10 protein-coding genes are annotated in these 24,271 nt (G+C 69.1%); 1 reads left to right on the top strand and 9 read right to left on the bottom strand.

The window, feature by feature from the left end:
* Positions 1 to 36: 36 nt before the first annotated feature.
* The 9 genes from ACFYY7_RS33010 to eccD all read right to left on the bottom strand — a co-directional run bounded on the left by ACFYY7_RS33010 (position 37) and on the right by eccD (position 20,028).
* Positions 37 to 12,069, bottom strand: a complete 12,033-nt coding sequence (locus ACFYY7_RS33010; protein ID WP_388667505.1) for a hypothetical protein — start codon at positions 12,067 to 12,069, stop codon at positions 37 to 39.
* Positions 12,070 to 12,087: 18 nt separating this feature from the next.
* A complete protein-coding gene (locus tag ACFYY7_RS33005) occupies positions 12,088 to 12,432 on the bottom strand; it encodes a hypothetical protein (protein WP_388667504.1) in 345 nt (114 codons plus the stop codon).
* Between the two features lie 7 nt (positions 12,433 to 12,439).
* Positions 12,440 to 12,853: a YbaB/EbfC family nucleoid-associated protein gene (locus tag ACFYY7_RS33000; protein ID WP_388667595.1), complete on the bottom strand. Its 414-nt coding sequence runs from the start codon at positions 12,851 to 12,853 to the stop codon at positions 12,440 to 12,442.
* An 89-nt stretch (positions 12,854 to 12,942) separates the two neighbouring features.
* Positions 12,943 to 15,558, bottom strand: a complete 2,616-nt coding sequence (locus ACFYY7_RS32995; protein ID WP_388667503.1) for an AAWKG family protein — start codon at positions 15,556 to 15,558, stop codon at positions 12,943 to 12,945.
* A 136-nt stretch (positions 15,559 to 15,694) separates the two neighbouring features.
* Positions 15,695 to 16,138 carry a type VII secretion system-associated protein gene (locus ACFYY7_RS32990; RefSeq protein WP_266735613.1) on the bottom strand — a complete coding sequence of 148 codons (444 nt, stop codon included), beginning with the start codon at positions 16,136 to 16,138 and terminating at the stop codon, positions 15,695 to 15,697.
* 13 nt (positions 16,139 to 16,151) lie between these two features.
* On the bottom strand, positions 16,152 to 16,475 hold the full coding sequence (locus ACFYY7_RS32985; protein WP_266735612.1) for a WXG100 family type VII secretion target: 324 nt from the start codon (positions 16,473 to 16,475) through the stop codon (positions 16,152 to 16,154).
* Between the two features lie 112 nt (positions 16,476 to 16,587).
* Entirely contained in the window at positions 16,588 to 16,953 is a 366-nt protein-coding gene (locus ACFYY7_RS32980) for a hypothetical protein (protein WP_266735610.1), read from the bottom strand.
* Between the two features lie 102 nt (positions 16,954 to 17,055).
* The gene (gene eccB, locus ACFYY7_RS32975) at positions 17,056 to 18,609 is read right to left on the bottom strand and encodes a type VII secretion protein EccB (RefSeq protein ID WP_388667502.1); all 1,554 of its coding nucleotides are present in this window, start codon (positions 18,607 to 18,609) and stop codon (positions 17,056 to 17,058) included.
* A gap of 18 nt (positions 18,610 to 18,627) precedes the next feature.
* The gene (gene eccD, locus ACFYY7_RS32970) at positions 18,628 to 20,028 is read right to left on the bottom strand and encodes a type VII secretion integral membrane protein EccD (protein ID WP_383713682.1); all 1,401 of its coding nucleotides are present in this window, start codon (positions 20,026 to 20,028) and stop codon (positions 18,628 to 18,630) included.
* A gap of 297 nt (positions 20,029 to 20,325) precedes the next feature.
* Here eccD and eccCa point away from each other — a divergent pair, with 297 nt between their 5' ends.
* Entirely contained in the window at positions 20,326 to 24,267 is a 3,942-nt protein-coding gene (gene eccCa, locus ACFYY7_RS32965; protein WP_388667594.1) for a type VII secretion protein EccCa, read from the top strand.
* The last annotated feature ends 4 nt before the right edge of the window (positions 24,268 to 24,271 follow it).

The raw sequence follows: 24,271 nt of genomic DNA, 5'->3' as shown, positions 1-24,271 counted from the left end.
CGGTGTGCTGCATCTGTGAGCCTCGGTTCGTGTCCGTCATTGCGTTGCTATGCGTGCCAGCGCCGCAGGAGCCTCGTCGGTGTGCCGGAGGATCGCCGCGAACACCGGATATTCGCGCAACTCGTCGCACGCCTTCATGGACAGATGACGGTGGTGGGCGAGCACCGTCAGCATCTGAACATTGGTCAGCCCCAAGTCGCCCATGGACAGCCCCCGGGGCGCGAGCTCCAGCGTGGCCATCGCGGACTTGAGCGGATCCTTGAGCGGGCGCAGAGTCACCTGCCGTACGACGATGTCCTGCACCTCGTGCCTTTCGAGGACATCGGCGAGGACCTCTGCGAGGAACTCGGGGGAAGGGTTGCCCTGTTCCGCGTCGTCGTCGTTGTTGTCGCCGTTGTCACTTGTGGACGTGGACGTGGACGTGGCTCTTGCCAGCGGGTTCAACTCGCCGTCTGCGAGGTCGCCCGTCTCCGATGCGTCAAGGCCGTCGACCGAGGTGTTGGCGGTCTGCCGCGCGTCCGTGTCGTCCTGGTGGTTGACCTGATCGTCGTGGTTCATCGAGCCGTCGTCCAGCGAGCGTTGCGGCTCGGAGTTCGTGAGCACGGGGGACAGGGCCGCCTGGTAGTGACGGTCCTTCAGGTACAGCACCACACGTTCCGTGGGCTCGTCGGTGGTACCGGGATCGAAATCCTGGAACGTGCCGTCGTCCCGGACGACCGTCACCCTGACGCCGAAGGTCCGGGCGGCGAGCGCGGGCAGCAGGTCAGCGGCCCCGTGGTCCCAGCCGGTGTTGTCGGGTGCGTTGCCGGGGCGCCGCAGCTGTGCCAGCGCGAGTGCCTTGCGCTCGTCGGGCGACAGCTGCGCGTACAGCGGCAGGGTGCCTGCGGGATCGTCGAACTCGCGTTTCTCGGGAGACCCTTCGGCGAACGTGGGGCCGCCGTCCGCCAGTTCCTGCTGAGCGAATCTGTCGAGGAGGTCCGGAGTCGTGAAGTCCAACAGGTCGCCCGAGTCGTTCGTCAGGGTGTCCGTCATCCGTCCGAGCAACTCGGCGACGGGCGTTGCGGTGTTCTCGGAGTTGCCGCTGTTCCGGAGCCCGGCCGCGAGTGCGTGGAAGAAGGCGTCGCCGTCCTCGGGTACGTCATGCAGTGTGTACGTGTCACCGTCCGGGGAGACGATCGCCTGCGCGGTGTTCGAGGAGTCCTGCGCCGTGTCCGGGACGGTGAACCCGGGGGTCTCCGGCTTCGGTGACTCGGGGGCCGTGAAGACCACCGGGGGAGGCTTGGGGCCGCGGCGTGGTGTGCGGTGGTACCACCGGGTGAGCCGGTCCGTCGCCGCCCGCACCCGGCGGAACTCCCGCATCGCCTCCCGCGAGAGGGCGGCCAGCTGCTCCATCTGCGCCGGCCGGTCGGCTGCGGCCTGATCGTCTTCCGTCGACTCGGTGGCGGCGCGCCGGACCTTCCAGTACGCCTTGTCCGCGTCCACCCATGCCTTGCTCGCGGCGGCCACCGAGGTCCAGGCGGCGGTGACGTCGGCCGGGAAGGTCGTGTCGTCGATCAGCCCGAGTTCGCGGGCCACGTCCTCCCGTACCCAGGCCAGGACATTGGTCCGGTACTCGACGACCTGCGACCTGCTTCCCGGAAGGAAGACGCCGGCGAGCTTGCCGTGGACGATCGTCGCCTCGCCCAGCCAGTCCGTGGGTATCGAGAACAGCAACGCCCGGCCCGTCTTGGGCTTGATGTTCTGCTGGGTGCCGTCGGCCGAGGCGATCTTGAGGGTCCCCGACTCGCCGGTGTTCCCCCCGCTGCCCGTCGGCGCGGGCGACATGGTGCCGACCGGCGGTACGGACGTGCCGACGGTCATACCGAGCGTCGTGCCCTGCGCGCCGGTCTCGGTGATCGAGACGTCCGAACTCGTGGTCTGCCGCTCGGGGCTCTCCATCGTGGCGTCCGCCGCCACGCTCAGCAGCACCGCCTGATTCAGCTGGGGGCGGGAGAAGAGCCGGTAGCTGCCCTGGGTGTCCAGGGCGATACCGGCATCGTGCATCGTGGCCGCCAGATAGCCGTCGGACGTCGCGGTGTTGGCGAAGAAGGCCGCCGTCTGGGTGCTCGCGAGTCCGTCGGACAGCGCCTGCCCCGAGGCCATTCCCTGGGGGGCGAGGCCCGACCTCCGGGCCTTGGCCGCCGCCTCCGTCAGCTGCGGGCCGGTGAGCTCGACGGGATCGGTGGACTTGGGCAGGTGCGGGAGCTTGGTGTTGAACGCCTTGGCCATGGCGAGGTGAGCGGCGTCCAGCGCCGTGTCGGTGCCGGTGATCCGGCGGGGCATGAAGCCGTTGGACGGCATGGTGAACAGCTCCGTCCCACCCGCTCGCCGCCACTCCTCGATCTCCGCGGTCGTGAGCTGCCCTGCTCGCCGGAGCGTGATGCTGGGCGACAGGTTCTGGTCCTCCAGCGGCTGTGTTTCCGCTGTCTCCTCGACGGTGGTCTCCTGCTGCGAGACCGAGGCGATCTGCTGCGTCGAGGACGAGACGCTCTCCTGTACGGCGTCGGCGTCGACGTCGTCGTTCACGTCCGGCATGGCCAGGCTGAGCGGCAGCTGCTCGCGCAGGGTGCCGACCGGGAAGTCCCCCGACGTGAGCTCCGTTCCGTCGGAGTTCACCAGCACCATGCGGAGCCGGTACGTGGTGAGGAAGTCGGCGTAGGGCTCGTTGGGATAGAACGTGTAGTTCTTCGTACGGCTCGCCGATGTGGTGACCGTCCTCTGCTGGGTGACGGCGAGCGACTCGGAGAGGCTCGGCCCGGCGGTGGGGGCTGTGGTGTTCTGGGTCCGCACCGCTTCGCCGACCGAGAAGCCCGTCGTCGTGGTGACGGCCTTGACGCCGTTCACCTCGACGGTCTCGGTCATGGCCAGGGTCTCCTGGAACGTGACGCTGTGATCGATTCCGTCGAACTCGGTGTTCTCCTGCACGAGTTCGATGCGTACCGTCGCACGCTGCGAGCCGATGGACACCTGGCCGAGCTTGGTCCAGGCGGTGCGGGTCACCGCAGTGACCCCGTTCCGGGCGGCGGCCATCTGCTGCCGAAGGGCGAGGAGCGCACGCGGCGACACCAAGTCCAGGATGTGGTCCCGTCCGGCGACGTCCACCCCCTGCGACTTGAGGAGTTCGGCGAAGTCCCGGGCGGCCCGGGAGGAGTCCAGGGAATTGACCGGGAACGAACCGAACGGTGTGTCCTTCAGCCAGGGCGCCGGGGACCAGGAGTCCTCCTTGTAGAGGGGCACGGGAGGAAGCCCCTGGCCGACCAGCCCGAGACGGTGTGCGGTCTTCTCCGGGATGTGGCCGAGCCATCCGCCGGGTACGTTCAGCTTGAATCCCGCGTAGTGCGTGTTCAGTATCGGCAGCAGTGCGCGCAGGGGGCCGGCCAGCCCGTGGGCCTTTGTCGTGAAGCCGACCTCGTGCTGGATGTCGGCGGTGACCAGGTACTTGAGGTTCTCGTCGTCCCGGTCGTTCTCCACCGCGACCGTATTCGTCACCGTCGCGGTGCGCCCCTTCGTCCATGTCCCGTTCAGGATCAGCCCGTACGTGCCGACCAGCGAAGGCCCCTGGTCGTGGCTGCGCGCGTAGGCGAGCCCGAAATTCAGCTTGGCCACTGTGACCGAGGTCGTCGCGTGGGAGACCTGGGTCTCGGCGCCGAGCGTCAACTCGGTCTCCACCGCGACGGGTTTCGACTGCACGACCGGATTCCCGAACGAGACCCGGTGGACGAGACGGCCGATGCGGTTGATGTACGGGCCTGCGCCGAACAACTCGACCATGCGCATGCCCGCAGGGGTGACCGACTGGTCCAGGAACGAAGCGAGGACCTGCGGCTGGAACTGACGTATCACCGCATCGTGCGGTGCGGCTCCGTACAGGCTGAACTGCCAGGCGTTGCCGGAGCCGTCCTTGAGCGCCGTTTCCAATGCCTGTCCCAGCTCTGAGCTGCCGGCGACGGCGATGACCTGGTTGGGCAGATCGTTGAACGGGGTCAACGAGCCGGACAGGTCGGTCAGTTCGTGGATCTCCGTGTCACCGCCCGAGTTTTCGTCAGCGCTCTCGTCGGTGTTCTCGTCCGTGTCACCGTTCAGCAGTTCCTGGACCTGCTTGGTGCTCAGGAGGGTGGGGGTGGGGGCGGGACGACCCGGATTCGGCGTCCGTTCCTGCTCCTGTTGCGGGTTCGGGGGGTTCGGCGGAATGTGCTCATCGGGCACGTCGAGCAGCACCCGACCGGTCACCGCCGGACGGCGTGCCGTGCCGCCGATGAGGTCGATCTCCGCATTGCGACCGACGGAGAGCCCCGTGCCGAGCAGGCCGAGGAACCGGAGCGGTTCGCGGAACCGCCAGTACCCACCGCTGGTGACGGTCACCGACAGCTGGTAGCTGAACACATGGGACGGCCCCGACGTGGCGTGCAGGGGCTCGTACGAGACGGTGGCGCCGGAGCCGGTCTTCCGGGTCTTCTGCCAGGCGAACCGGCCCGCCGGGGTGATCACACCGCTGTTGATCGGCTGCTTGAAGGCGTCGGTGTTGTTCTCACGCGCCGAAATCCCGACGTCGACGCCGAACTCCCTGCTGTGGGACACCGTGCCCGAGCTGTCCAGCCGCTGAGTGCCGGGTGTGCTGCTTCGAAGGATCAGCTCGTTGCGCGTGCCCTCGTAGCGGCGTCCGGTCAGGTCGCCCTTGACCTGGATCCAGCGGTACTTCCGCTTGGTTCCGGTGATGTCGACCAGACGGATGCGCAGTCCGTCGGCGGCGAAGGACTCCAGCTGTCCCGCCACGCTGTGATGGCTGAGGGCGTCCATGACACTCAGGGTGTTCTGCAGAGCGGCGTTGAAGTGGTTCTTGCCCCGCCACCCCTTCGACTTGTCCGAAGGATCCGTGAAGTCGGCGAGCGGGGCGACGAGACCGGGGTGCTGCTCGCCGACGGCCGCGATCACACTGTTCGTCAGCTCGGTGAGGAACGAGGCGGGGGACGGCGGCGGTGGCGTGTTCGCCCCGGACGCGCCCCCGGCAGCGTTCCCTTCGGTGTCTGTGCCGTTGCTGTCGTTGTCGGGGAGGAACGCCTCCACCCTGGTCATGCCGAGCAGCGTCGGATGGTCCTCCGGCAGATAGACAGGAGGCAGTGGCTCGCCCGTGTGCGGTGTCACGGGCGTGATGACGCCGTTGCTGTCGCTGTTGCTCCCCTCGGCTACGGAGGGATTACCGGCCGGGTGCTGGGCCGAGCGGGTGCGCAGGGTCGTGCCGTCGTCCCATCCGGCGAGGCGGCGCGCCTCCGCGCGGGTCATCCGGTCGAGGGTCCGTACGGTGAATGTGCTGCTGCCTTTCCCTCCGGATCTGCGGACGTGGACCTGCTTCTCCACGAGGTACAGCTCGGTGCGGACCTTCTTGGCGCGTCCGACGATCTTGCGGCTGCCCGAACCGCCGAAGCCGGTGGTCCGGGTGGAGCGGTTGCCGAACTGCGCGAAGCCCGCCACCTGCACGCGCGGCTGGGCCGCGCTCGTCGCGTACTCGTCGAAGGAGAAGCTGGGGCCGACGGTGAACTGGAGGTCCTGGCTGTACGCGGTGGACGTGCTGCGGTCGTTCTTGATGACCCGCTGAATGGCGTTCCGTAGTTCGGCCGCGTTCGTCCCCGAGACATGGGTGGCCTTTCCCGGCACGATCTTGTCCACGACGAAGACGCCGGCGGGTTCGCCGGAATCCGTGAAAAGGGGCTGGCTGGTGACCGGACCGTGCGCCATCCGGTCCGCGGTCCGGATGAAGTTCTCCGAACTGAAGAACCGGGTGATCTCCGCGTGCATCGCCGAGCCGACGACGGCTTCGGCGTTGTTCACCGCCCATGCGTGGATGTCCGCGACCGAGCCGTATCCCTCGGTGTGCACAGTGCGGTAGTCACTGTGCTCGCCGAGCGTCATCTCATGAGGTGCGTGCTCACGGTTGTATTCGGCGGTCAGGTTGTCCGGGAGACGCAGCAGCAGCCCGTTCTTCACACCGAACGTGATCGGGGCGTCCTCGGCCTGTTCCGTGGATCGGGTTCCCGGCCGGCCGAACCGGTCCGTGATCCTCTTGAGTTTCCCGTGCTTCTCGGGCGCCGGGTCCGTCAACTCGACGGTGTACAGCACATCACTCAGGTACAGATGCGATTCGTCGGAGTGACGGCTCTCGACCTGGCTCAGGGTCTGGTCCTGGAGGTTGAAGTCGACGGACTTCGTGAAGCCCAGGGTGAGGCCCACCCGCCCGAACATGCTCGCCGACCCGATGGGCGGGCCCAGCGGGACCGCAACACCGAACTGCCTGGAGGAACTGGCCGTCTCGGACTTTCCGGAGGTGATCTGGCTGCGATGGATCTGGTCCACCTTCACCGGGTCGAGCGTGATCGGCGCCCCCTTCTCGTTGGTGATCATGGACCAGGGGGCCTGCGGGCGCTGGGAGACCCGCAGTTGGCGGATGCGCCCCGTGGTGTCCTTGAACGGAGCGGAGAGCCAGCCGTCCCCGTGGAACAGATGGGGCGTCTGCTTCAGGGCCCGTTCCAGTTCGCCGAGCGGGTTGTTCTTGACGACACCGGGGCGTCGGGCGGGGACAGGAAGCGCCGACGTGGCTATGCGGGTGAGTACGTTGTCGACGCCGCGCTGGATCACCTGGCTCTCACCGTAGGTGAAGGCCGAATCGCGGCTCACGCCGTCTCCGGTGATGTACGTGGGCAGCTTCAGACCGCCCGGGAACTGCTGGACCGCGCTGTCGAGCGATGCCTCCGTCATCTGGTCGTCGATGGTGGCCGGGCGCTGTTCGGCGAGCTTGGCCACGACGAGCTGGACCACGTCTGTGGAGGAGGTGTTCGTGGTGGACGTCGATGCCAGCTGCTGGTCCTCCTGCTGGTTCTCTTGTCGGATCTCCTGCTGTGATTCCTGTTGTCTCTGCTGCGCATCGAGCGCGTCCTGCGTGACGTCGTGGGAGGGGGAACGGAGGTCGTCCTGCCGTGCGGCGGCGGCCGGTCCGTTCTCGGTGGGTGCCTCGCTGACCCGGTCGAACAGGGCGGAGTACCGGTCCAGGCCGGGGATGTCGGACCCTGACAGTCCTTCGGTGATGCGACGCAGCAGATCGGGTGTCATCCGCCCGTCGCGGTACGGCTCCCAGACGGCGTCGTTCCCGCCGAAACGCTCGTTGTCGAGCGCGCCGAGCGCCGCCAGCAGGGAGTCGTGGTCGGGGGACTGCGCGATCTGTGTGCCGAAGGTGCCGCGCAGGGTACGCACCAGCTGGAGCGTTCGCGTCGTGGCCCAGGGGTCGGGGGTGTCCTCGGAGGGGGTGGCTCCGGTGGAGTTACCGACGCCTGCGGCGTCCGTGCCGTCCGTGGCGACTGCCGGGGGGTGCAGACCCGCCGTGCGGGCGAGCGAGGTGAGTTCGGCACCGGCGGGCTCGGGGGCGTAGGAGATCCAGTGACCGGGGTTCTCCTGGTTGTCCCGGAAGAGCACCGGGCGTATCCGCTGATCGGCACCGATCGCCGTACCCGCCGTCGTGGTGGGTGCGTACACCGTCCTGCCCGTCACATTGGCGACGTGCTGGGCGACGGACAGCCCGCCGTGCGTGGGCGAGGCGCCGGTGGAGCAGGCGTACAGCACGATGGGACGGTCCTTCGGACCGAGGTCGGCGGAGTGCTCCAGATAGCGGCCGAGTTCCCGTCCGCTGATCACCATGGTCGTCCCGTCCTCCCGCGTCAGCACTACCCGGGTGGGAGTGCCGTGCGCAGCGAAGAAGGACACCTTCTGGCCGCCCCAGGGCAGCCGGCGCTGCCGGCGGTACATCGACGATTCCTGGTGATGGTGGTCCTGGAAGGTCGTGGAGGTCATGACGGTGTTGAAGCGCCCACTCCGCTGCGCCCAGTCCGTCTGGGTGTACGAGGCGAGGACCGATGAGTCGGACGTGTTGTCCGCGACCGTCTGCCGGACGATTTCGTCCGAGTCGACGGTGGGGTCATCGGCTGAGCGGACGGACCTGAGCAAGAGCCGGGGAGGCGGCGTGGTGGAATCGGTGGCGGCGGTATCCATGGCCGGTGAGATATCCGTCGTCGCTTCGGTGGTGATGTCGCCGAAGAGGCCGAGGCTGATGTCGATTTCGGATTCGTCGTCGGCTTTTGGGGTGGTGGGGGTGTCGCCGAAGAGGCCGAGGCTGATGTCGATTTCGGAGCCGTCGTCGGCGTTCGCGGCCGGGGAATCGGTGGTCCTGGATTCCTCGTCCTCGTCCTTGCCCTCGTTCTCCCCGGCCGCTGCTGCCTCCTCCTCGTCGTCCTCGTTCTGCTCCTCGGCTGTGCTCTCCTGTCGGCTCACAGTCCGCGTCCGGATGCTGTCGGAACTCGACGAACGGTCGTCGGTGGGCTCGTCGCCGGATTCGTCGTCGGACTCGGACTCTTCCCGCTGGTCCCAGTCGGTCCGCCAGCGTTGCGAATCCTGCGAGTCGTCGTCCTCCTGGTTCTCGTCGTGGTCGAGAGACTCGGTCCGGGGCAACGCCGGACGATCGGTGAGGGCCAGGCGAAGGGCCTGCAGTGTCTGGTCGTTGTTCGGATCGTGCGCCTTGGCCCGGAGGTTCCCGAAGTAGGTGTGCAGCCGGGAGCCGGGCCGCATCAGCTCGTCGATGGCTTCCGCGATGACCTCGGTCGCGCCTTCCTCCGGCACGACGGACATGCGGTCCATGGTGCGGCGGACCTTGACGACATGGTCGTCCCGGAGTTCCTGCAGCTTGGTCAGGACCGAGGCGTACTGGTCCTTGGTGATGGTCACCCCGAGGCCGGTGTACGGGTCCTTCACGACGGCCCTGACGTCCTCGCCGTCACCGAGCAGCGACTCCAGGTCCTCCGTGCTCAGCACACCCGTTGCCAGGAGTCGGTTCATCTCGTCCCGTGTCAGGACTCGTCCTTCCCCGTCCTTGGGCAGCGACGGCATCACGGAATGGGCCGTGCGCACGTTCTGGAACGCCGTCCATTCGGGCGTCGACTGCTTCATGGCTCTGCGGCCCCACTGACTGGGATGGGTGATGGCCTTGGTCACCTGGCCGAGATGATCTGCCGCTACCGGGTCGAGCCTGTCGTACGGGGTGTGATGGGTCAGAGCGGAGAAGTACGGGCGGCCCAGCAGTTGCATCAGGTTCGTGGTGTTGGCCCCTTCCAGCACCGCCGGGAGTGTGCCGAGCTGGAAGACCTGCCGGAACACGTCCTGGGGGAGGCCGGGAGACTGCACGACGAGGACGTCATCCGGCCCGAGCCGGGCGAGTTGCTGGTCGAGGCCCCCGGCGGTGATCTCGGTCCGGCTCAGGCGCGCATCGGTGTGGGCGGGGGCGTAGTCGACCGTGGTGCGGCCGAACGACAGGATCACGGACGGTTTGCCGATCCCGGCCCTGGTGATCCCGGCGGCCAGGGAGGTGAGCGCCGACACCCGGCCCGGATCGGCGACGTTGTGCAGGCCGTAGACCGGCATGACCTCGGTCCCGTTCTGGTGAACGGCACGGACGACCGCCTTGAGCCCGGCGGCGACGGCCGGGTCGGTGACCCGTCGGTCGATCAGGTCCGTGAGCTCGTCCTGGGTGAGGAGCGGGGTGTGGAAGTTGAACAACGCGTCGGAAGCCAGGGCGTTTCCCTCGTCCTCGGACGGCTCGGTGCTCTCCAGGTCCCTGACCTCGACCGCGCCGTCCGCGGACGGCCTGCTGTACAGATAGCGGTGCGAGGTGTCCCAGGCATAGGGCTTGAGTACGATCGCCCGGTCGGTTCCCAGGAAGTTCAGGAACCGCTCTGCCGCCTCCCGGTCGTCGTCGAGCCGGTCACTCGCCGCGACCATGACCAGGCCTTGGGCCCCCGGCCTCCCGGACGCCCGGGGGTCGGTCGCCGGTTGGTCCGGGTCGAACGTCCGGGTCTGCCAGTTGACGCGGGCGTTGAGGCTGTCACTCAGCAGGAGCTTGAGTTTCTGCTGGACGTTGTCGGGAGCGATTGCGGTGATGGGCCCCGTATAGCCCAGCTCGTCGAGCGAGTCCATCATCATCGTGGCGGCAGCCTGGTGGCCGAAGTTGGCCGCGTCGTCGATGTAGATCGTGACACCGCCCTCGGCGCCGTTCAGCTTCTCGCGCAGCTCCCTGCGGAGGTCGATCTCCTGTTGTGAGGGCGCGATGCCCCGACGGTGGGCGGCGATATCGGCGAGCAGCTGTTGCGGCGGGTCGCCGGGGGTGCCGAGGAGCTGCGACCACAGCTGATGCTCCGGCACCGTGACGGTGCCGGGGGCGGCCTGCGAGGGGGGCGGGGTCTGCGTTTCGGGCAGGGGTGGCTCGTTGCCGGAGGTGCCGTCCTCGGTGAGCAGGCCGGTGCTGGGCTCGGTGTCGTTGTCCGGGTCCTGGCCCGTTTCGTTCTCCGCGTCCGACTGTGTGTCCGACTGCTTGTTCGGCGTCAGCTCGTCCTGCGACGCGTCGGGGCTGTTGTTGCCGGTGTGGGAGGTGTTGGACGTGTGGGACGGACCGGAGTGCGTACCGGAGCTCGCGGGAGGCACCGTCCGCTCGTCGGAGGTCTGCTGGGTCTCCTGCTTCGTACCGTCCGCGCCGGTTGTTTCGTCCGTGCCGTCCGGATTCTTCGTGCTGTCGTTGTCGCCGTCGCCCGTGAAGTCGGTGCTGTTGTCGTTGCTGGAGGTGTTGACGGACCCCTTGGTGGCCGGTCCGGCCGGGCCGGTCGAGCCGGACGGGCCCTTGGAACCCGGCGACTGGGACGTCGACTCGGGGTCCGTCCGATCGTCGTTCCCCGTCTGCTCGGGCTGTTCCTTCTGCCCCGTCTGTTCGGTCGAGTCCGTCTGGTCCTGGGAACCGGCACCGTTCGTCGGGCTGTTGTTCTTGCCGCCCCCCGACGCCCCACCGGCCCCGGTCGTCGGTCCCTTTCCGGTCGAGGTCGGGCTACCGGTGCCGGTTCCGGTTCCGCTCCCGGTTCCGGAACCCGTTCCGCTGCCGGCACCGGACCCCGTTCCGTTCCCGGACCCCGCCCCCGTGCCTTCCTCGTCCGTCCGGCTGGAGGTCGGCACCTTCGTCCCGGCGAAATTGTTCTTCACCCAGGTACCGGGCTTGGACGCGCCGCTCCCGAGCAGGGACTCGGCCTTGCTGCTGATCCCGGAGCCCAGGAACGTATCCCAGCTCGTCGTCCAGTTCCCCGTCATCAGGCCACCGGCCACGATCTCCGCGACGGCCTCCGAGCCACCCGAGGTCAGGAAGTCCTTCGTGTCGTTCAGCGCGGTGTTGCCCAGGTTCTTCGCGGAGAAGGTCTTCGGCCGGGGAGCCTTGTCGGTCACGTCCTTGGTCAGGTTCTTGACCGGGCCCGAGCCCGTGAAGTTCTTGAGCAGCTTGCCGAGCCCGGACGAGAACGCCCCGTGGAAGAACCCCGCGAACGCGCCGAAGACACCGTCCTGCGCGATGGCCTTCCAGTCGAAACCCTTGGGCCGCCGCCCGTCGGGCCCCGCCATCATCATGGCGAGGCGCACCGCGAAGGTCTGGAACGCCTCCTGGAACGCCTCGCTCAGGCTCGGCATCAGATGCGTACGCTGCAACAGCGTGTCCAGCACCGTCAGCACCACCACCCGGCTGCGCGCCTTCGCCACCGCGGTGTCGCTCGCCGAGGCCCCACCCGAGAAGAACGCCATCACGGCGATGATCAGCAGCTCGATCATCAGCCGGATCAGCTCGGCGATGATCTGCCACTTGGACTCGGTGATGTTCATCGACGTCTCGGTGCGCCCGTCACCGATGGTCTTCAGCTGGTCGGAGAAGTCCCGGAGATGGTTGGTACCCCCGTTGTCGATGAAGAGCTTCATCGACTGGAGGTAGTTCGCGCCCACCTTGGGCGGGAGTGACCTGCTGATCCCGACGACCGACTGCTCGATCTCCCCGGACAGGTCGGTGAGTCGGTCGGCGAGCCGGTGGTACGGCCGCCGGCTGGCGTACGCCAGATCTTCGTCGGCCTGCAACAGCCGTTCGCCGATGAGGACGAACAGCAGGTTGTTCAGCTCGGGCGTCGCCTTGATCGACATGGGGCCGTGCTCTCTGCCTCAGCGCTTTCCGCTGTTGTTGGGTTTGATCCGGTGGTCACGGATGGCGTCCAGGATGTTGTTCTGGTTGGACTTGATCGAGGCCAGGTTGACCGAGGTCCCGTGTGCCACGCCGTTGACCGCTTCGGACAGGGCGATCGCGGTCTCGCTGCTGCTCTCCCGCTCCTTCTGCTCCTGCGGGATGACCTCCTTGGCGAAGCTGTCGTCCTGGCCCGGCCAGTCGCGCGTCGCCCGCACGTCCATGACGAAGTCGTCCACCATCGAGCCGATCGAGGTGCTGATCGAGAACATCTGCCGCAACCCGGCCTGGATACGGGCGGGTTCGGCGTAGTAGCCGTCGCTCATGCTGTGTTCAGCGCTCCTCGTCCTCGTCGATCTCGTCACGCAACCGGTGTCCCGACTCCTGCCGGGCCCGCTCGTCCGGGTCCTGGAGCACCTCGGGCCCGAAGATCCGCGCCCAGTCGATGTCCACCCCCGTCAACTGGGGCACCTCGGTGCTGGGCCGGGTGAACGGCTCGAACGTCTCCATCACCTGCCGGGCCATCTCCGCACGGGCCCGTCCGAACGCCTCCAGCACCGCACCGGACAGTTCACCCGGCGACATGGTCCGGTACTTCTGTTCCAGGAACCGCAGCGCGGTCAGTTCTCCCTGGGGCCCGACCGTCACCTCCACCGACCGGTCCGCCGACCGTACGGTGCGTGTCGCCTGCCGGAGTTCGGCCTCGGCCTTCGCCACGCCCTTCTCGGTGGCCTCCAGTTCGGCCATCGCCGTGGCGAGCCGGGCCGCCACGGACCGGGCGTACGGCGAGACCTCGCCGCGCCCCGAGTTCTCCGACACCTCGTCCATCGCGCCGCTCACCGTCCGATCACCGTGGGCGTGCCGCCCTCTTCCGCGCCCCACACGTCCTCGTCCTCGGCCACCCAGTGCACCCGGTCGCGCTCACCGCTGCCGGTCGCCTGCCCGCCCTGGATACCGCCCGCCGCCCCGCCGGCGACGGCGGTGGAGCTGGTGGCCGTACGGGCCCTGCGGGCGCTGCGTTCCTCGTCGGCGCCGCGCCGGCCGCCGGCACGCGATGTCCCGCCGCGCGTACCGGGGCCGTTCTCCGTCAGGACGTTGCGGACGCGTTCGCCCGACGAGCCGCCGGCCTGCCCCCCGCCGGCGCCCATCCCGCCCATGCCACCCATCCCGCCCATGCCGCCCATCGGCATCATGGGATTGAGCGGGGTGGAGCCGTCCGACGACGCACCCGTACCTGTGCCCGCACCCGTGCCTGTCGGCAGGGTGTCGGTGGCGCCGGGCGGCGCACCGAGCGTTCCTCCCGGGTGGAACGTGCTGTCGTAGTCCTCGTAGTCGCCCTCGCCGGACCGGTTCTGACCGCCGCCGGACGTGTTGTTCGACGAGGTGTGGGAGTTCCCGCCGAGGGAGTTGAGATCCCGGTCGAGGCCGCTGCGGAAGTCCCGGTCGAGGTCGTTGTCGAGATCGCGGTTCAGGTCGTGGTTGAGGTCCTGATGGGTGGGCGGCGGCGTGAAGCGGTTCTTGCTGCTCGGCGGCCAATCGAGCTCGGTCCTGGGATTGAGGTCGCTGACCGTCTCCTTGCCGTTCTTGTCGATGGTCGTGACCTTGCCGGTCTCCGGATCGACGATCTGCCGGCTGCCGTCCTTGAACGTGGTGGTGAGCGTGCCGTCCTTGTTCAGCTTGGTGACACTGCCGTCCGGGTTGGTCACGCTCTGGCCCGGGTTGAGGTCCTGCACCGTGGTCTTCCCCTGGTGGGGGGTGACGGTGTACTTGCCGGTCTTCGGGTCGTACGTGACCCGGTCGCCGTTGGGGTACGTCGTGACCACGTTGCGGTTCTTGTCGAGCGAGGTGGTCCCGCCACCAGGCGTCAGGACGGAGCTGCCGGGCGGTTTGGGCAGCGGGGTCATGGGATTCAGCGGGCCGGTCTGCGTCGTGTCCCCGTTGCCGAGATCCTTGTTGAGGTCGCTGGTCAGGTCCTTGCCGGTGCCGCCGTCGAGACCGTTGCCCGACCCGGGGTTGAGATCATTCGTGCCGCTGTTGCCGAACAGGTCCTTGAGGCCGCCCGGCCCGCCCCCGAAGTCGTTGAGGGACTGGGTGATGTTGTTCCCCATGTCCCCGATGCCCTTGTTGAGGTTGTCCAGCGCGGTGTTGAGGTCCTTGGTGCTCTTGTCTGCTTCCTCCTTGGCCTTCTCGGTCTTCTCCTTGGTGTAGAACTCCGTCAGCGACCCGGTGTTCTTGGTGGTGAGCGGCGTCTCGAACGGTGTGGTGGCGTCGATCCAGGCATTGTTGAGGTCGGACAGCACCTTCTGCGCTGTGCCGTTCAGCCCGAGTTCGAGCCCCGCGATGTCCGGGTGGGGCGTTTCGATGAACTCGTTCCAGCGCCGTACGGCCTCCTCGCCCACCTTGGCCCAGTTCTGAATGTCGTTCAGATTACCGAAGGCCGGATGAGGTTCCTGGAAGCCGGGTTTGGTGGAGTACGTCGTGCTGTAACTCTCTTTGCCGGTCTGCCGGGTGGTCACCGAGATGTACGGGATGTTGTTTGCGCTCAGCCAGGTCAGAATCTCGTCCAGGACCTGGATCAGGTAGAAGTGCGGGTCGTGCTCATTGCGCCCCATCCACGCGTTCCACGCCGTCTGGAGGGACTTCCCCTGGGTCAGCAGCGTCTGCTGCGCGGCCATCAGCTGTTTGGAGTGGTTGGACTTCGGAGTGAACGCGGGTTCCCCGACGGCGTCGAACTTGTCGCCCGCGCCCAGCTGCTCCTTGTAGTTGTCGTAGTTTCCGTGCAGCTGATGGATCAACTGCCAGAAGATTCCCGCCGCCTGGCCCTTCCAGGAGGACTGCTCGCTGCCCAGCGACTTCTCCCACCCCGCGAGGATCTCCGTCTGGTCCACGAAGAACTGGGCGGCCCGGTCGAAGGCCTGGGCGGTGTTCCGGAAGGAATTGAGATCCACCACGTTGGCGTCCGGGACCGACGCGCCGTTGAAGGAGGCCCCCTGCGTGGTCTTCGAGTCGATCAGAGCGCCCAGGGCCGCTCCCGGGCCGCCCATGTACTGCCCCAGCGGGCCGATGTCGAAGTCGTCGCCGTACTTGCCCTTGTACTTTCCCCCGGACAGGGACTCATGAGCGTCCAGCCCGCGGCTGCGGCCGTTCTCCGACATGAACGAGCCGATGAAGACCAGCCGCGCGTGGTACATCTCCACGTGCCCGTTCGCATGGGAGTAGAAGTACAGGTCGTAGTCCTGTCCGTCACTCTTCAGCGAACCCTGCTTCGCCGCGTCCACCACCGACTGGACACTGATCTTGTCCAGGCTCATCCGGAAGAGCGGGCTCTTCTCCTTGCTGCTCAGGCCGGTGAACAGACCCTTCCGGCTGGGCATCGGATAGCCGGTCAGCTTGGTGACGGCCTGCCCCCAGTAGTCGTCGGCGTCGTAGCTCTGTGAAGTCGGGGTCGACATGCGGAACGCTCCGGAGGCGAGGAAGAGGGTCGGGGCGGGCGGGGCGGAGTCCGTACGGAGACGGGTCTGCCCGGACCGCCGGGAGGGCGGCCCGGGCGGACCGCCGGGGATGGACCGCCCCCGAGGGGCGGCCGGGTCAGGCGCCGGTCGTGGTGGTGGGGCTCAGGTCCTTGTCCACGTCCGAGAAGATGTCGAGCAGCGCGGCACCGTCGATCGATTCGAGGCTCTTGCCCTGGGTGTTGAGCAGCTTCTCGATGGTCGTCAGCAGGTCGCTCTTGATGTGTTTGAAGAGCGTCTGCTGATTCTCGAAGATGCCGTCGACCGAACCCGCCGCTGTCTTGACCGCCTTCACCAGGGACTGGCCGTGCACACTGTCGTCCGTCCCCAGCAGGCCGATGGCCAGCGCCGGGTCCTGCTGGAGCGTGGTGGGCGAGGTGCGCCCGTCGAGGATGCTCTTGAGCGCCTTGAGGCCATTGGGGTCGTCCTTGCGGATCTTGTCCAACGCCGTCTGGAAGTCCGTGACGTCGCCCTCGGCGAACGACTTGAGGCTCTTGCCGTCGAGGTGGGTCAGATCGGCCATCTGGTGCCCCCGCTCAGCGGCCGATGGAGATCTCGGACCACATCTGCGACAGCGAGTTCTCGCTGTACTTGTAGTTGCCCGAGATGTCGGTCAGCAGGGCCGCGTGCGAATTCAGCAGCGTTTCCATGTTCCGCACCGCCTGGTCCCAGGCGGCCTGCTTCTGACGGTAGGTGTCGGCGTCGGAGCCGTACCACGTCTTGCGCAGCTCGGCGAGCTCCGCCTCCAGGGACGAGAGTGTCCGGGCGATCGCCTGGGTCTGGCGGACCATGTCGTCGCCGGCGTTGTTCATGTGGCCGTAGTCGACCAGGATGTAACCGTCTGTCAGGTTGTCGGGCATCGGGGAGACCTCGCTTCACTGCCTGGGAAGGGGTACCGCGCCGCGGTGGCGGCGAGGGGGGTGCCGGACGGCCGGCGGGGCGGACGACGGGACGACGCCGTCCGCGGCGGTCCTACGCCATCAGGTCGTCGAACGCCTTCTGCGAGGCGCTGTACGCCTGGTTGATCGCGTCGTTGGACGATCCCTGCGTCTTGCCGTGCTCCACCAGGCTCGTGTTGAGCTTGTCGACCATGTCCTCCAGGTTGCGGAGGATGATGTTGACCTGGTCGTCCCACTGCTTCAGCAGGACGCCGTACTGGCCGCCGTCGCTGCCCTGGTAGCCCTTGCTCAGGTTGTTGCGGGTGTTGTCGACGTCCTGGCGGGACTTGAGGATTCCGCTGTAGGCGGCCTCGAGCGCCTGGATGCCGTTCCGGGTCGAGCTCTCGCTCGACTGCTGGAGGTTGCCGCCCGGTCCCGCCTGCGCGCCTGCGTCTGCCACGGTGTCTCCCATGCTCAACTGCTGGATGGCCGTGATCCTATGATCGGAATCATGGTGTGCTCAATGGCCCGCGTCCGCATCTGAGCTTTTCCTGAGGATCACTCAACTTTCTTTACCCGACAGCAATGTGCCGTTGCCCCCATGGCTCCCCGCTTCCCCCGCGACCTGCGGACACGAGGGCGCCGTGGTTCCCACGCCGCGTCCCGCCGCGGCCGCTTCCGGGCTCAGATCGGGGCCGGACGGCAGCATCGCCAGGAGCGGGGACGGAAGGGCCTGGACGGAGGCACCGTCGTACCCCAGCGCCTTCTGCGCCGCCCGGGACAGCAGCCGGTACTTCACCCCGTTGTCGGCGACGAAGTAGGTGGTGGAGCCGACATCGGTGCCGCCCGCGCCGAGCGCCTTGACCAGCGCGCCGTGCCCCGGTCGTACGGCCGTCGCGTCCACCGGCAGACAGGCCGGGGCGATGTTCTCGGGCGAAGCCGCGGAAGCCGGGGGCAGCGCGGTGAGCGGGACCAGCGCACCGGTCACCCGCGTGCCGTCCCCGCGGTCGGGCCGCACCCGGGCGCAGGCCGCCCACCCCGCCGGTACGGACTCGGCGCGCGGCGGCGTACGCGGCAGGCCGGCCGGAACGGGCTCGCTGCCCTCCGCGCCGGGCGCCAGGCGGGCCTTCACCTCGGCCGCACCGATCACCGCCGCGGCCGGCGCCGCACCGCCGTACGCCTCGTCCTTGGTCCGAGCCGAACCCAGGGCCAGCGCCGCCCCGGTCTCCGTCAGCGGAACCAGGCCCTCCTTGCGCAGCAGGTAGTACTGGCGCGCCGCCCCCGGCGTACGCGACTGGAACACCTGCCCGAGCTTCGAGGGCTTCCCGCCCAGCGACGGCCCCGCCCCACCGCGGCCGGGCACGGCGGGCGGAACCAGATCCGGCCCCTGCACCAGCGCGTCCAGGAACGCGGCGGACACCGGCCGGGGCGTCACCGACCCGTACCCCAGCGACACCGCGGCGTTCCCGCCCCGGTCCAGCCGCAACCGGCTGCCCTGCCAGACCAGATACCGGGCCCGGTCCGGCCCCGACACCACCAGACCCTGCCCCGCTCCCATGCCCCGCCCCTCGACCGGCGCACCGGCCACCAGCGCGGTGAACGCACCCGTCGCGCTCCGGGAGCCGCCGGAGTCCTGCGCGCCCGCCTCCGACGCGAGCACCGAGCACACCTGCCACGGGTCCTTCTCCAGGTCCGCCACGCCCGGTACGGAATCCGGCGCGCCCGGTATCCCGACCGGGGCGCCCACCGCCGTGCCCTTCAGCGACGCCGTGCTCACGTCCTCGGACTTCAGCTTGCCGTCGCCGACCAGCAGCGCGGAGGCGTAGTTGCGCACCGGACGCAGCCGGCCCGCCACGTAGACGTAACGGGCTCCCGTGTCCCGGTTCACCACCAGGGTTCCCGACGCCCGCCACGCATCGTTGCCACCGGGGGACATGAAGCCGTACACCAGCGAACCGGCGGCCACCAGCACGGTGATCACCACACCGATCAGCACCCCGCGGGTGGTCCGCCCCAACGGGCTCTCCGGGGCGTCCGGGTCGGCGAGCAGCATCCCCGAGGTCAGCCGGCCCATCACGAAGGTGTGTGCCTGGACCTGGTCACGCTTGGACTGCATGTGGCAATACCTTCCGGGTCAGCCGTTGATCGCCCGGAGCGCGGCGAACACGCCGAGCACCCAGAGCGCGAGCGGCAGCAGGCTGATCGCCAGTGCCGAGTGCAGCAGTTCGGCCGCGCGGCCCCAGTACGGCACCAGCCGCCGCCCCGGCACCGTCCAGGACACGATCGCCAGCAGCGCGGTGAACGCCACCAGCCCCGCGACCAGCAGCGGCCGCTCGCCGGGGGCCAGGGACACGGCCAGCGCCACGGTCAGCAGCAGCGCACCCCACACCCCGGGCAGCAGCAGCGCGAGCCGCTGCGGCACATTGACCATGCCGCGCCCGTGCAGCAGCAGAAGCAGCGAGAGCACCGCCGCGGTGAGGGTCTCCGGCAGGTTCGGGCCGTCGGCCAGCACCACGAGACAGGCCGCGCAGACGGTACCCGCCGCCCCGTAGAGCGCGGTCATCCAGCCACTCGCCAGTTCGGTGCGGGTGGTCACATCACCACCGGCGTAGGGCTCGATGCCCTCCTGCAACTGCTGGGAGTTGGTCGGCAGCGCGGGCATCCGCATGCCCGCCAGCTTGAACGCCAGAGCCGGAACGAAACCGCCCAGCACCACGGCCAGCGCGGCGAGCACCGTCGCCGCCCCGTCCATCGTCAGACCGGCGGGCCCGGCGAGCGCCCCGCCCAGCGCGACGGCGCACCAGAACACCGCCGTCGCCAGGAAGAACGGCACGGACACGGCCGCGAGCGCGAGCCCCAGCACCGCACCGCCCGCACCGGCGGCCCCCGCCGCCAACAGCCGTGCGCCGAGCACCTCATGCACATCGGGGCCGCCCAGATCACCTCCCGGCAGCAGCCAGCCCGCCAGCGCCAGATACGGGCTCGCCATCGCCCCGAGCACCGCGGCGGCCGCCGCGTCGCCCACGGCGCGGCTCGCCGAGGCGGCCCCGGCCAGCAACAACGCCCCCACCGCGCCCGCCCCGGCGGCCCGCACGCCGACCGGGCCCCCCGGCCAGGCCAGCAGGGCGAGTCCGGTCAGCAGCGTCAGCACGCACAGGGCACGCAGCAGCCGCCTGCTGGAATCCGCGTTCCAGCCGTGCAGCCGGTCGCGCACCACACTGGCGATGCCATCGACCAGGTCGTCCAGCCGCACTTCGGGCAGGGCGTCGGTGTGCGGGCGCAGATACAGCACCTCGCCGTCCTTGAGACCGAGGGTCTCCAGGGTCCCCTCGTCGTCCAGGGCCGGGCCGCCCAGCCGTTGCAGCACCCAGCCGCTGTGGTCCAGGCCGTTCTCCTCCAGCTCCGCACCCGCGTAACGCAGCACGGTGGGAAGGAGATCGGCCACCGGGACATCGGCGGGCACCGCAAGGTCGATGGTCTTTTCGGGGGCACGTATGGTGAGGCGGCACAGGCCCGCCACGGAGCTGTCGGTCAAGGTCAGGGCTCGCGTTCTCGGGGGACTTGTCGGATGCGACATGGACGCGCTTGGTGATCGGATGCAGACTACTGATCATCATCCGGACCACGTCAACGGACCTCGTGCCAGTCCCTGTTGGTCCACAACCGTCCGGCTTGTGCGCCGTTCGGCACTCCCGTGCGCCCCACCGGCCCGGTCCACCCGTCACGGCGGGCGGTCCGCCGCTGCCCGCGGCCTTCCGTCGCCGTCGTCGAAGGAGTCTGTTCGTTGAGCGTGGTCCTCTTCCGCCGCCCAGCCCGCCGTCGCGGCCCGGACATGCCCGAAGGAGAGCTGAACCTCCAGGAGCCACCGACCCTGCCGGAGACGGTTCCCGACTCCTCGGCGATCTGGACCTATCTGCCGATGGCCATGATGTCGGTGTCCATGATGCTGATGTTCATGCGTCCGGGCGGCGGCAGCAGTGTCTTCACGTACCTGGCACTCGGCATGATGGTCACCGCCTCGGCCGCCATGCTCGTCGGCCAGATGATGCGCAAGGGCGGCGAACGCAAGCAGCGGCTGCGCGGCGAACGCCGGGACTACCTGCGCTATCTGTCCCAGATCCGGCGCAGCGTCCACGAGGCGGTCAGCGACCAGCAGGAGGCCCTCGCCTGGCGGCACCCCGAACCCAGGGTGCTGCGCACCATGGTGCGCTCCACCCGGCTGTGGGAACGCAGGGTCTCCGACGACGACTTCGCCGAGGTACGGATAGCCGTCGGCGACCAGCAGCTCGCGCTGCGCCTCACCCCCACGGCGACCAAACCCGTCGAGGACCTCGAACCGCTCTGCGCCCACGCGCTGCGCCGCTTCATCAAGGCGTACGGAGTCGTTCCCGACCAGCCCACCGGTCTCTATCTGCGGTCCTGGACCCGGATCCTGTTCCGCGGCGACGACCGGGCCGTACGGGACAACGTCCGCGCGGTCCTGTCACAGCTCGCCTTCTTCCACCCGCCGGAGGAGCTCTGGATCGCCCTCTGCGTCGCCGACGAGAAGCGCGCCGAATGGGAGTGGGTCAAATGGCTCCCGCACAGCCAGCACGCCCAGGAACAGGACGGAGCGGGCCCCTCCAGGCTGGTCGCGTCCACCTTCCGTGACCTGGAGGGACTCCTGGGCGCCGAATTCACCGAGCGGCCCGTCTTCGACCCCGAGGCCGTGCCCGGCCGCGACGAGCCCTTCACCGTGATCGTCGTCGACGGCGCCACGGTGCCCGCGGGCCACCGCCTCGACGGCCCCGGCCTGCGCAACGCCGTCGTGCTCGACCTGTCCGGCGCCCTCAGCTGGCGTCCCGGGCGCACCACACTGCGCCTCGACGTCCAGCCGGACAGCCTGCACCTGGTCCGCACCGACCGCAGCCGCAAGGAACAGACCACCCTCCTCGGCCGCCCCGACGCCATGGGACCCGGCTCCGCCGAAGCACTGGCCAGGCTGCTCGCGCCGTACCGGATGAGCCTGTCCTCGGACGCCGCGCAGCCACTGGACACCGACGTCGAACTCACCGCCCTGCTGGGCATTCCCGATCTGTACCGGCACGAGCCGGCCACCCTCTGGGAACGCTCCACCGGTTCGGCGCGGCTGCGCGTCCCGGTCGCGGTCGGCGCCGACGGAGTCCCGGTGGAGCTGGACATCAAGGAGTCCGCGCAGGGCGGGATGGGCCCGCACGGCATGCTGATCGGCGCCACCGGTTCCGGCAAGAGCGAGCTGCTGCGCACCCTGGTGCTCGGACTCGCTCTCACGAACTCTTCCGAAACACTCAATTTCATCCTGGTGGACTTCAAGGGCGGCGCCACCTTCCTCGGACTCGACGAACTCCCGCACACCTCCGCCGTGATCACCAACCTGGCCGACGAGGTCGCCCTCGTGGAGCGCATGCAGGACGCCCTGCACGGCGAACTCATCCGCCGCCAGGAGCTGCTGCGCAGCGCCGGAAACCACACCTCCGCGCTGGAGTACGAGAAGGCCCGCGCGGCCGGGGCCGATCTCGCACCGCTGCCCAGCCTCTTCGTCGTCGTCGACGAGTTCAGCGAACTGCTCTCCGCGCACCGCGAGTTCATGGACCTCTTCGTGATGATCGGGCGGCTCGGCCGGTCGCTCGGCGTCCATCTGCTGCTCGCCTCCCAGCGGCTGGACGAAGGCCGCATGCACCAGCTGGAGAGCCACCTCTCCTACCGGGTGGGGCTGCGTACCTTCTCCGCCATGGAGTCACGGGGTGTGCTCGGCGTTCCCGACGCCTACCAGCTGCCTTCCCAGCCCGGCAGCGGCTTCCTCAAGAGCGGCGTCGAGGCGCTGACCCGGTTCCGGGCGGCCTACGTCTCCGGCCCGTACCGCAAGCGCCGCGGCGCCGCCGTCCAGGCCAGGGTCGCCAGCCAGGTGATGCCCTGGACCACCGACTGGGTCGTTCCGCGGGCCCCCGCGACACGCACCCCCGAACCCGCCGCCGCGCCCGAGGAGTCCGGCGCCGGCGACACACTGCTCTCCGTCGCCCTGGAGCGGCTGCGCGGCTCCGGACCGGCCGCCCACCAGGTGTGGCTGCCGCCGCTGGACCTGCCGCCCGCGCTCGATCTGCTGCTGCCGTCTCCCGAACCCGACCCGGAACGCGGCCTCACCCCGGCGGGAACGACGGGGCCGGGCACGCTGGAGGTGCCCCTGGGGCTGGTGGACATGCCGTTCGAGCAGCGCCGCGACCCGCTCACGGTGGACCTCTCCGCCGCCGGCGGCCATGTCGCGATCGCGGGCGGTTCCCAGAGCGGCAAGTCGACCGTCGTACGGACCCTGATCAGTGCGCTCGCCCTCACCCACACCCCGCGCGAAGTGCAGTTCTACTGCCTGGACTTCGGCGGCGGCGCGCTCCTGGCACTGGCTGGGCTGCCGCACGTCGGCGGTGTCGCCGGACGGCTCGACACCGAACGGATCAGCCGTACGGTGGCCGAGGTGACCGCCGTGCTCAACGAACGGGAGCAGTTCTTCCAGGACCGCGGCATCGACTCGATGGCCTCCTACCGGCGCCGCCGGGCCGCCGGAGAGTTCCCCGAAGAGCCCCACGGCGACGTTTTCCTGGTCGTCGACGGCTGGGCCACGGTCAAGCAGGACTTCGACTCGCTGATCCCCACCTTCCACCAGATAGCCGCCCGCGGCCTCAACTACGGCGTACACATCGTCGTCACCACCTCCCGCTGGATCGAGCTTCCCGCCCAGGTCCGTGACCAGTCCCTGACCCGTCTGGAACTCAAGCTCGGCGACCCGATGGACTCGATGATCGACATCCGCAAGGCGGCCACCGTGCCGCGCGGAGCCGGGCGCGGACTGACCATGGAGGGCAAGCTCCACTTCCTGACCGCACTGCCCCGCATCGACGGGCGGGACAGCGCCGACGACCTCGCCGAGGGCGTCGCCGACCTGGTCGGCCGGATCGCCGAGCACTGGCAGGGCCCGCCGGCCCCACCGGTACGGATGCTGCCGCACCGCCTCCCGGCCACGGAACTCCCCGAACCCGAGCGCACCGAGGGGCTGCGCGTCCCGATCGGCCTGGACGAGGAGACCCTCTCCCCGGTCTGGCACGACTTCGGCCGCACCCCGCACCTGATCGGCATCGGCGACAGCGAGAGCGGCAAGACCAACCTGCTGCGCCTGCTGGTCCGTTCCATCACAGCCCGCTACACCGCGGCCGAGGCCCGCATCCTGGTGGTGGACTACCGCCGCGAACTCGTCGACTCCGTACCCGAGGAGTACCGCCTCGGACACGTCGTCGCGATCGACTCGCTGCGCGAACTGGTCGGCGGTGCGGCCCGCGCGATCAAGACCAGGCTCCCCGGACCGGACATCGCCCCGTCCCGGATGCGGCAGTGCGACTGGTGGACCGGACCGAGGCTGTTCGTCCTGGTCGACGACTACGACATGGTCAGCAACGCCGGCTCCTACGACCACCCGTTCGCCCCGCTCCTGGACCACCTCGCGCTCGGTTACGAGGTCGGTCTGCACGTGGTGGCGGTCCGCTCGGCCACCGGCGCCGGACGCGGCCTCAACGACCAGTTGCTGCGCCGCCTGGACGAGGTCAACACGCCCGGCATGCTGCTGTCCTGCCCGCCGTCCGAGGGCTATGTGTTCGGCAATGTGAAGCCGCGCAACCTGCCGCCGGGCCGCGCCCAGTACATCGTCCGGCGCAAGGCCACCCTCGTGCAGACCGCACTGGCCGGGGAGACCGGGGAGCCGCTCGCGGGCTGAGCGA

It is taken from the genome of Streptomyces sp. NPDC001933 (genome assembly GCF_042890955.1).
GTDB lineage: Bacteria > Actinomycetota > Actinomycetes > Streptomycetales > Streptomycetaceae > Streptomyces.
Note: the sequence above shows the minus strand (reverse complement) of the source record. Positions and strands in the feature narration are given on the sequence as shown.

Excerpts from the sequence above, each read along its gene's own strand:
- ACFYY7_RS33010 (WP_388667505.1), bottom strand. The coding sequence starts at position 12,069 with ATGTCGATCAAGGCGACGCCCGAGCTGAACAACCTGCTGTTCGTCCTC.
- ACFYY7_RS33005 (WP_388667504.1), bottom strand. The coding sequence starts at position 12,432 with ATGAGCGACGGCTACTACGCCGAACCCGCCCGTATCCAGGCCGGGTTG.
- ACFYY7_RS33000 (WP_388667595.1), bottom strand. The coding sequence starts at position 12,853 with ATGGCCGAACTGGAGGCCACCGAGAAGGGCGTGGCGAAGGCCGAGGCC.
- ACFYY7_RS32995 (WP_388667503.1), bottom strand. The coding sequence starts at position 15,558 with ATGTCGACCCCGACTTCACAGAGCTACGACGCCGACGACTACTGGGGG.
- ACFYY7_RS32990 (WP_266735613.1), bottom strand. The coding sequence starts at position 16,138 with ATGGCCGATCTGACCCACCTCGACGGCAAGAGCCTCAAGTCGTTCGCC.
- ACFYY7_RS32985 (WP_266735612.1), bottom strand. The coding sequence starts at position 16,475 with ATGCCCGACAACCTGACAGACGGTTACATCCTGGTCGACTACGGCCAC.
- eccB (WP_388667502.1), bottom strand. The coding sequence starts at position 18,609 with ATGCAGTCCAAGCGTGACCAGGTCCAGGCACACACCTTCGTGATGGGC.
- eccCa (WP_388667594.1), top strand. The coding sequence starts at position 20,326 with ATGCCCGAAGGAGAGCTGAACCTCCAGGAGCCACCGACCCTGCCGGAG.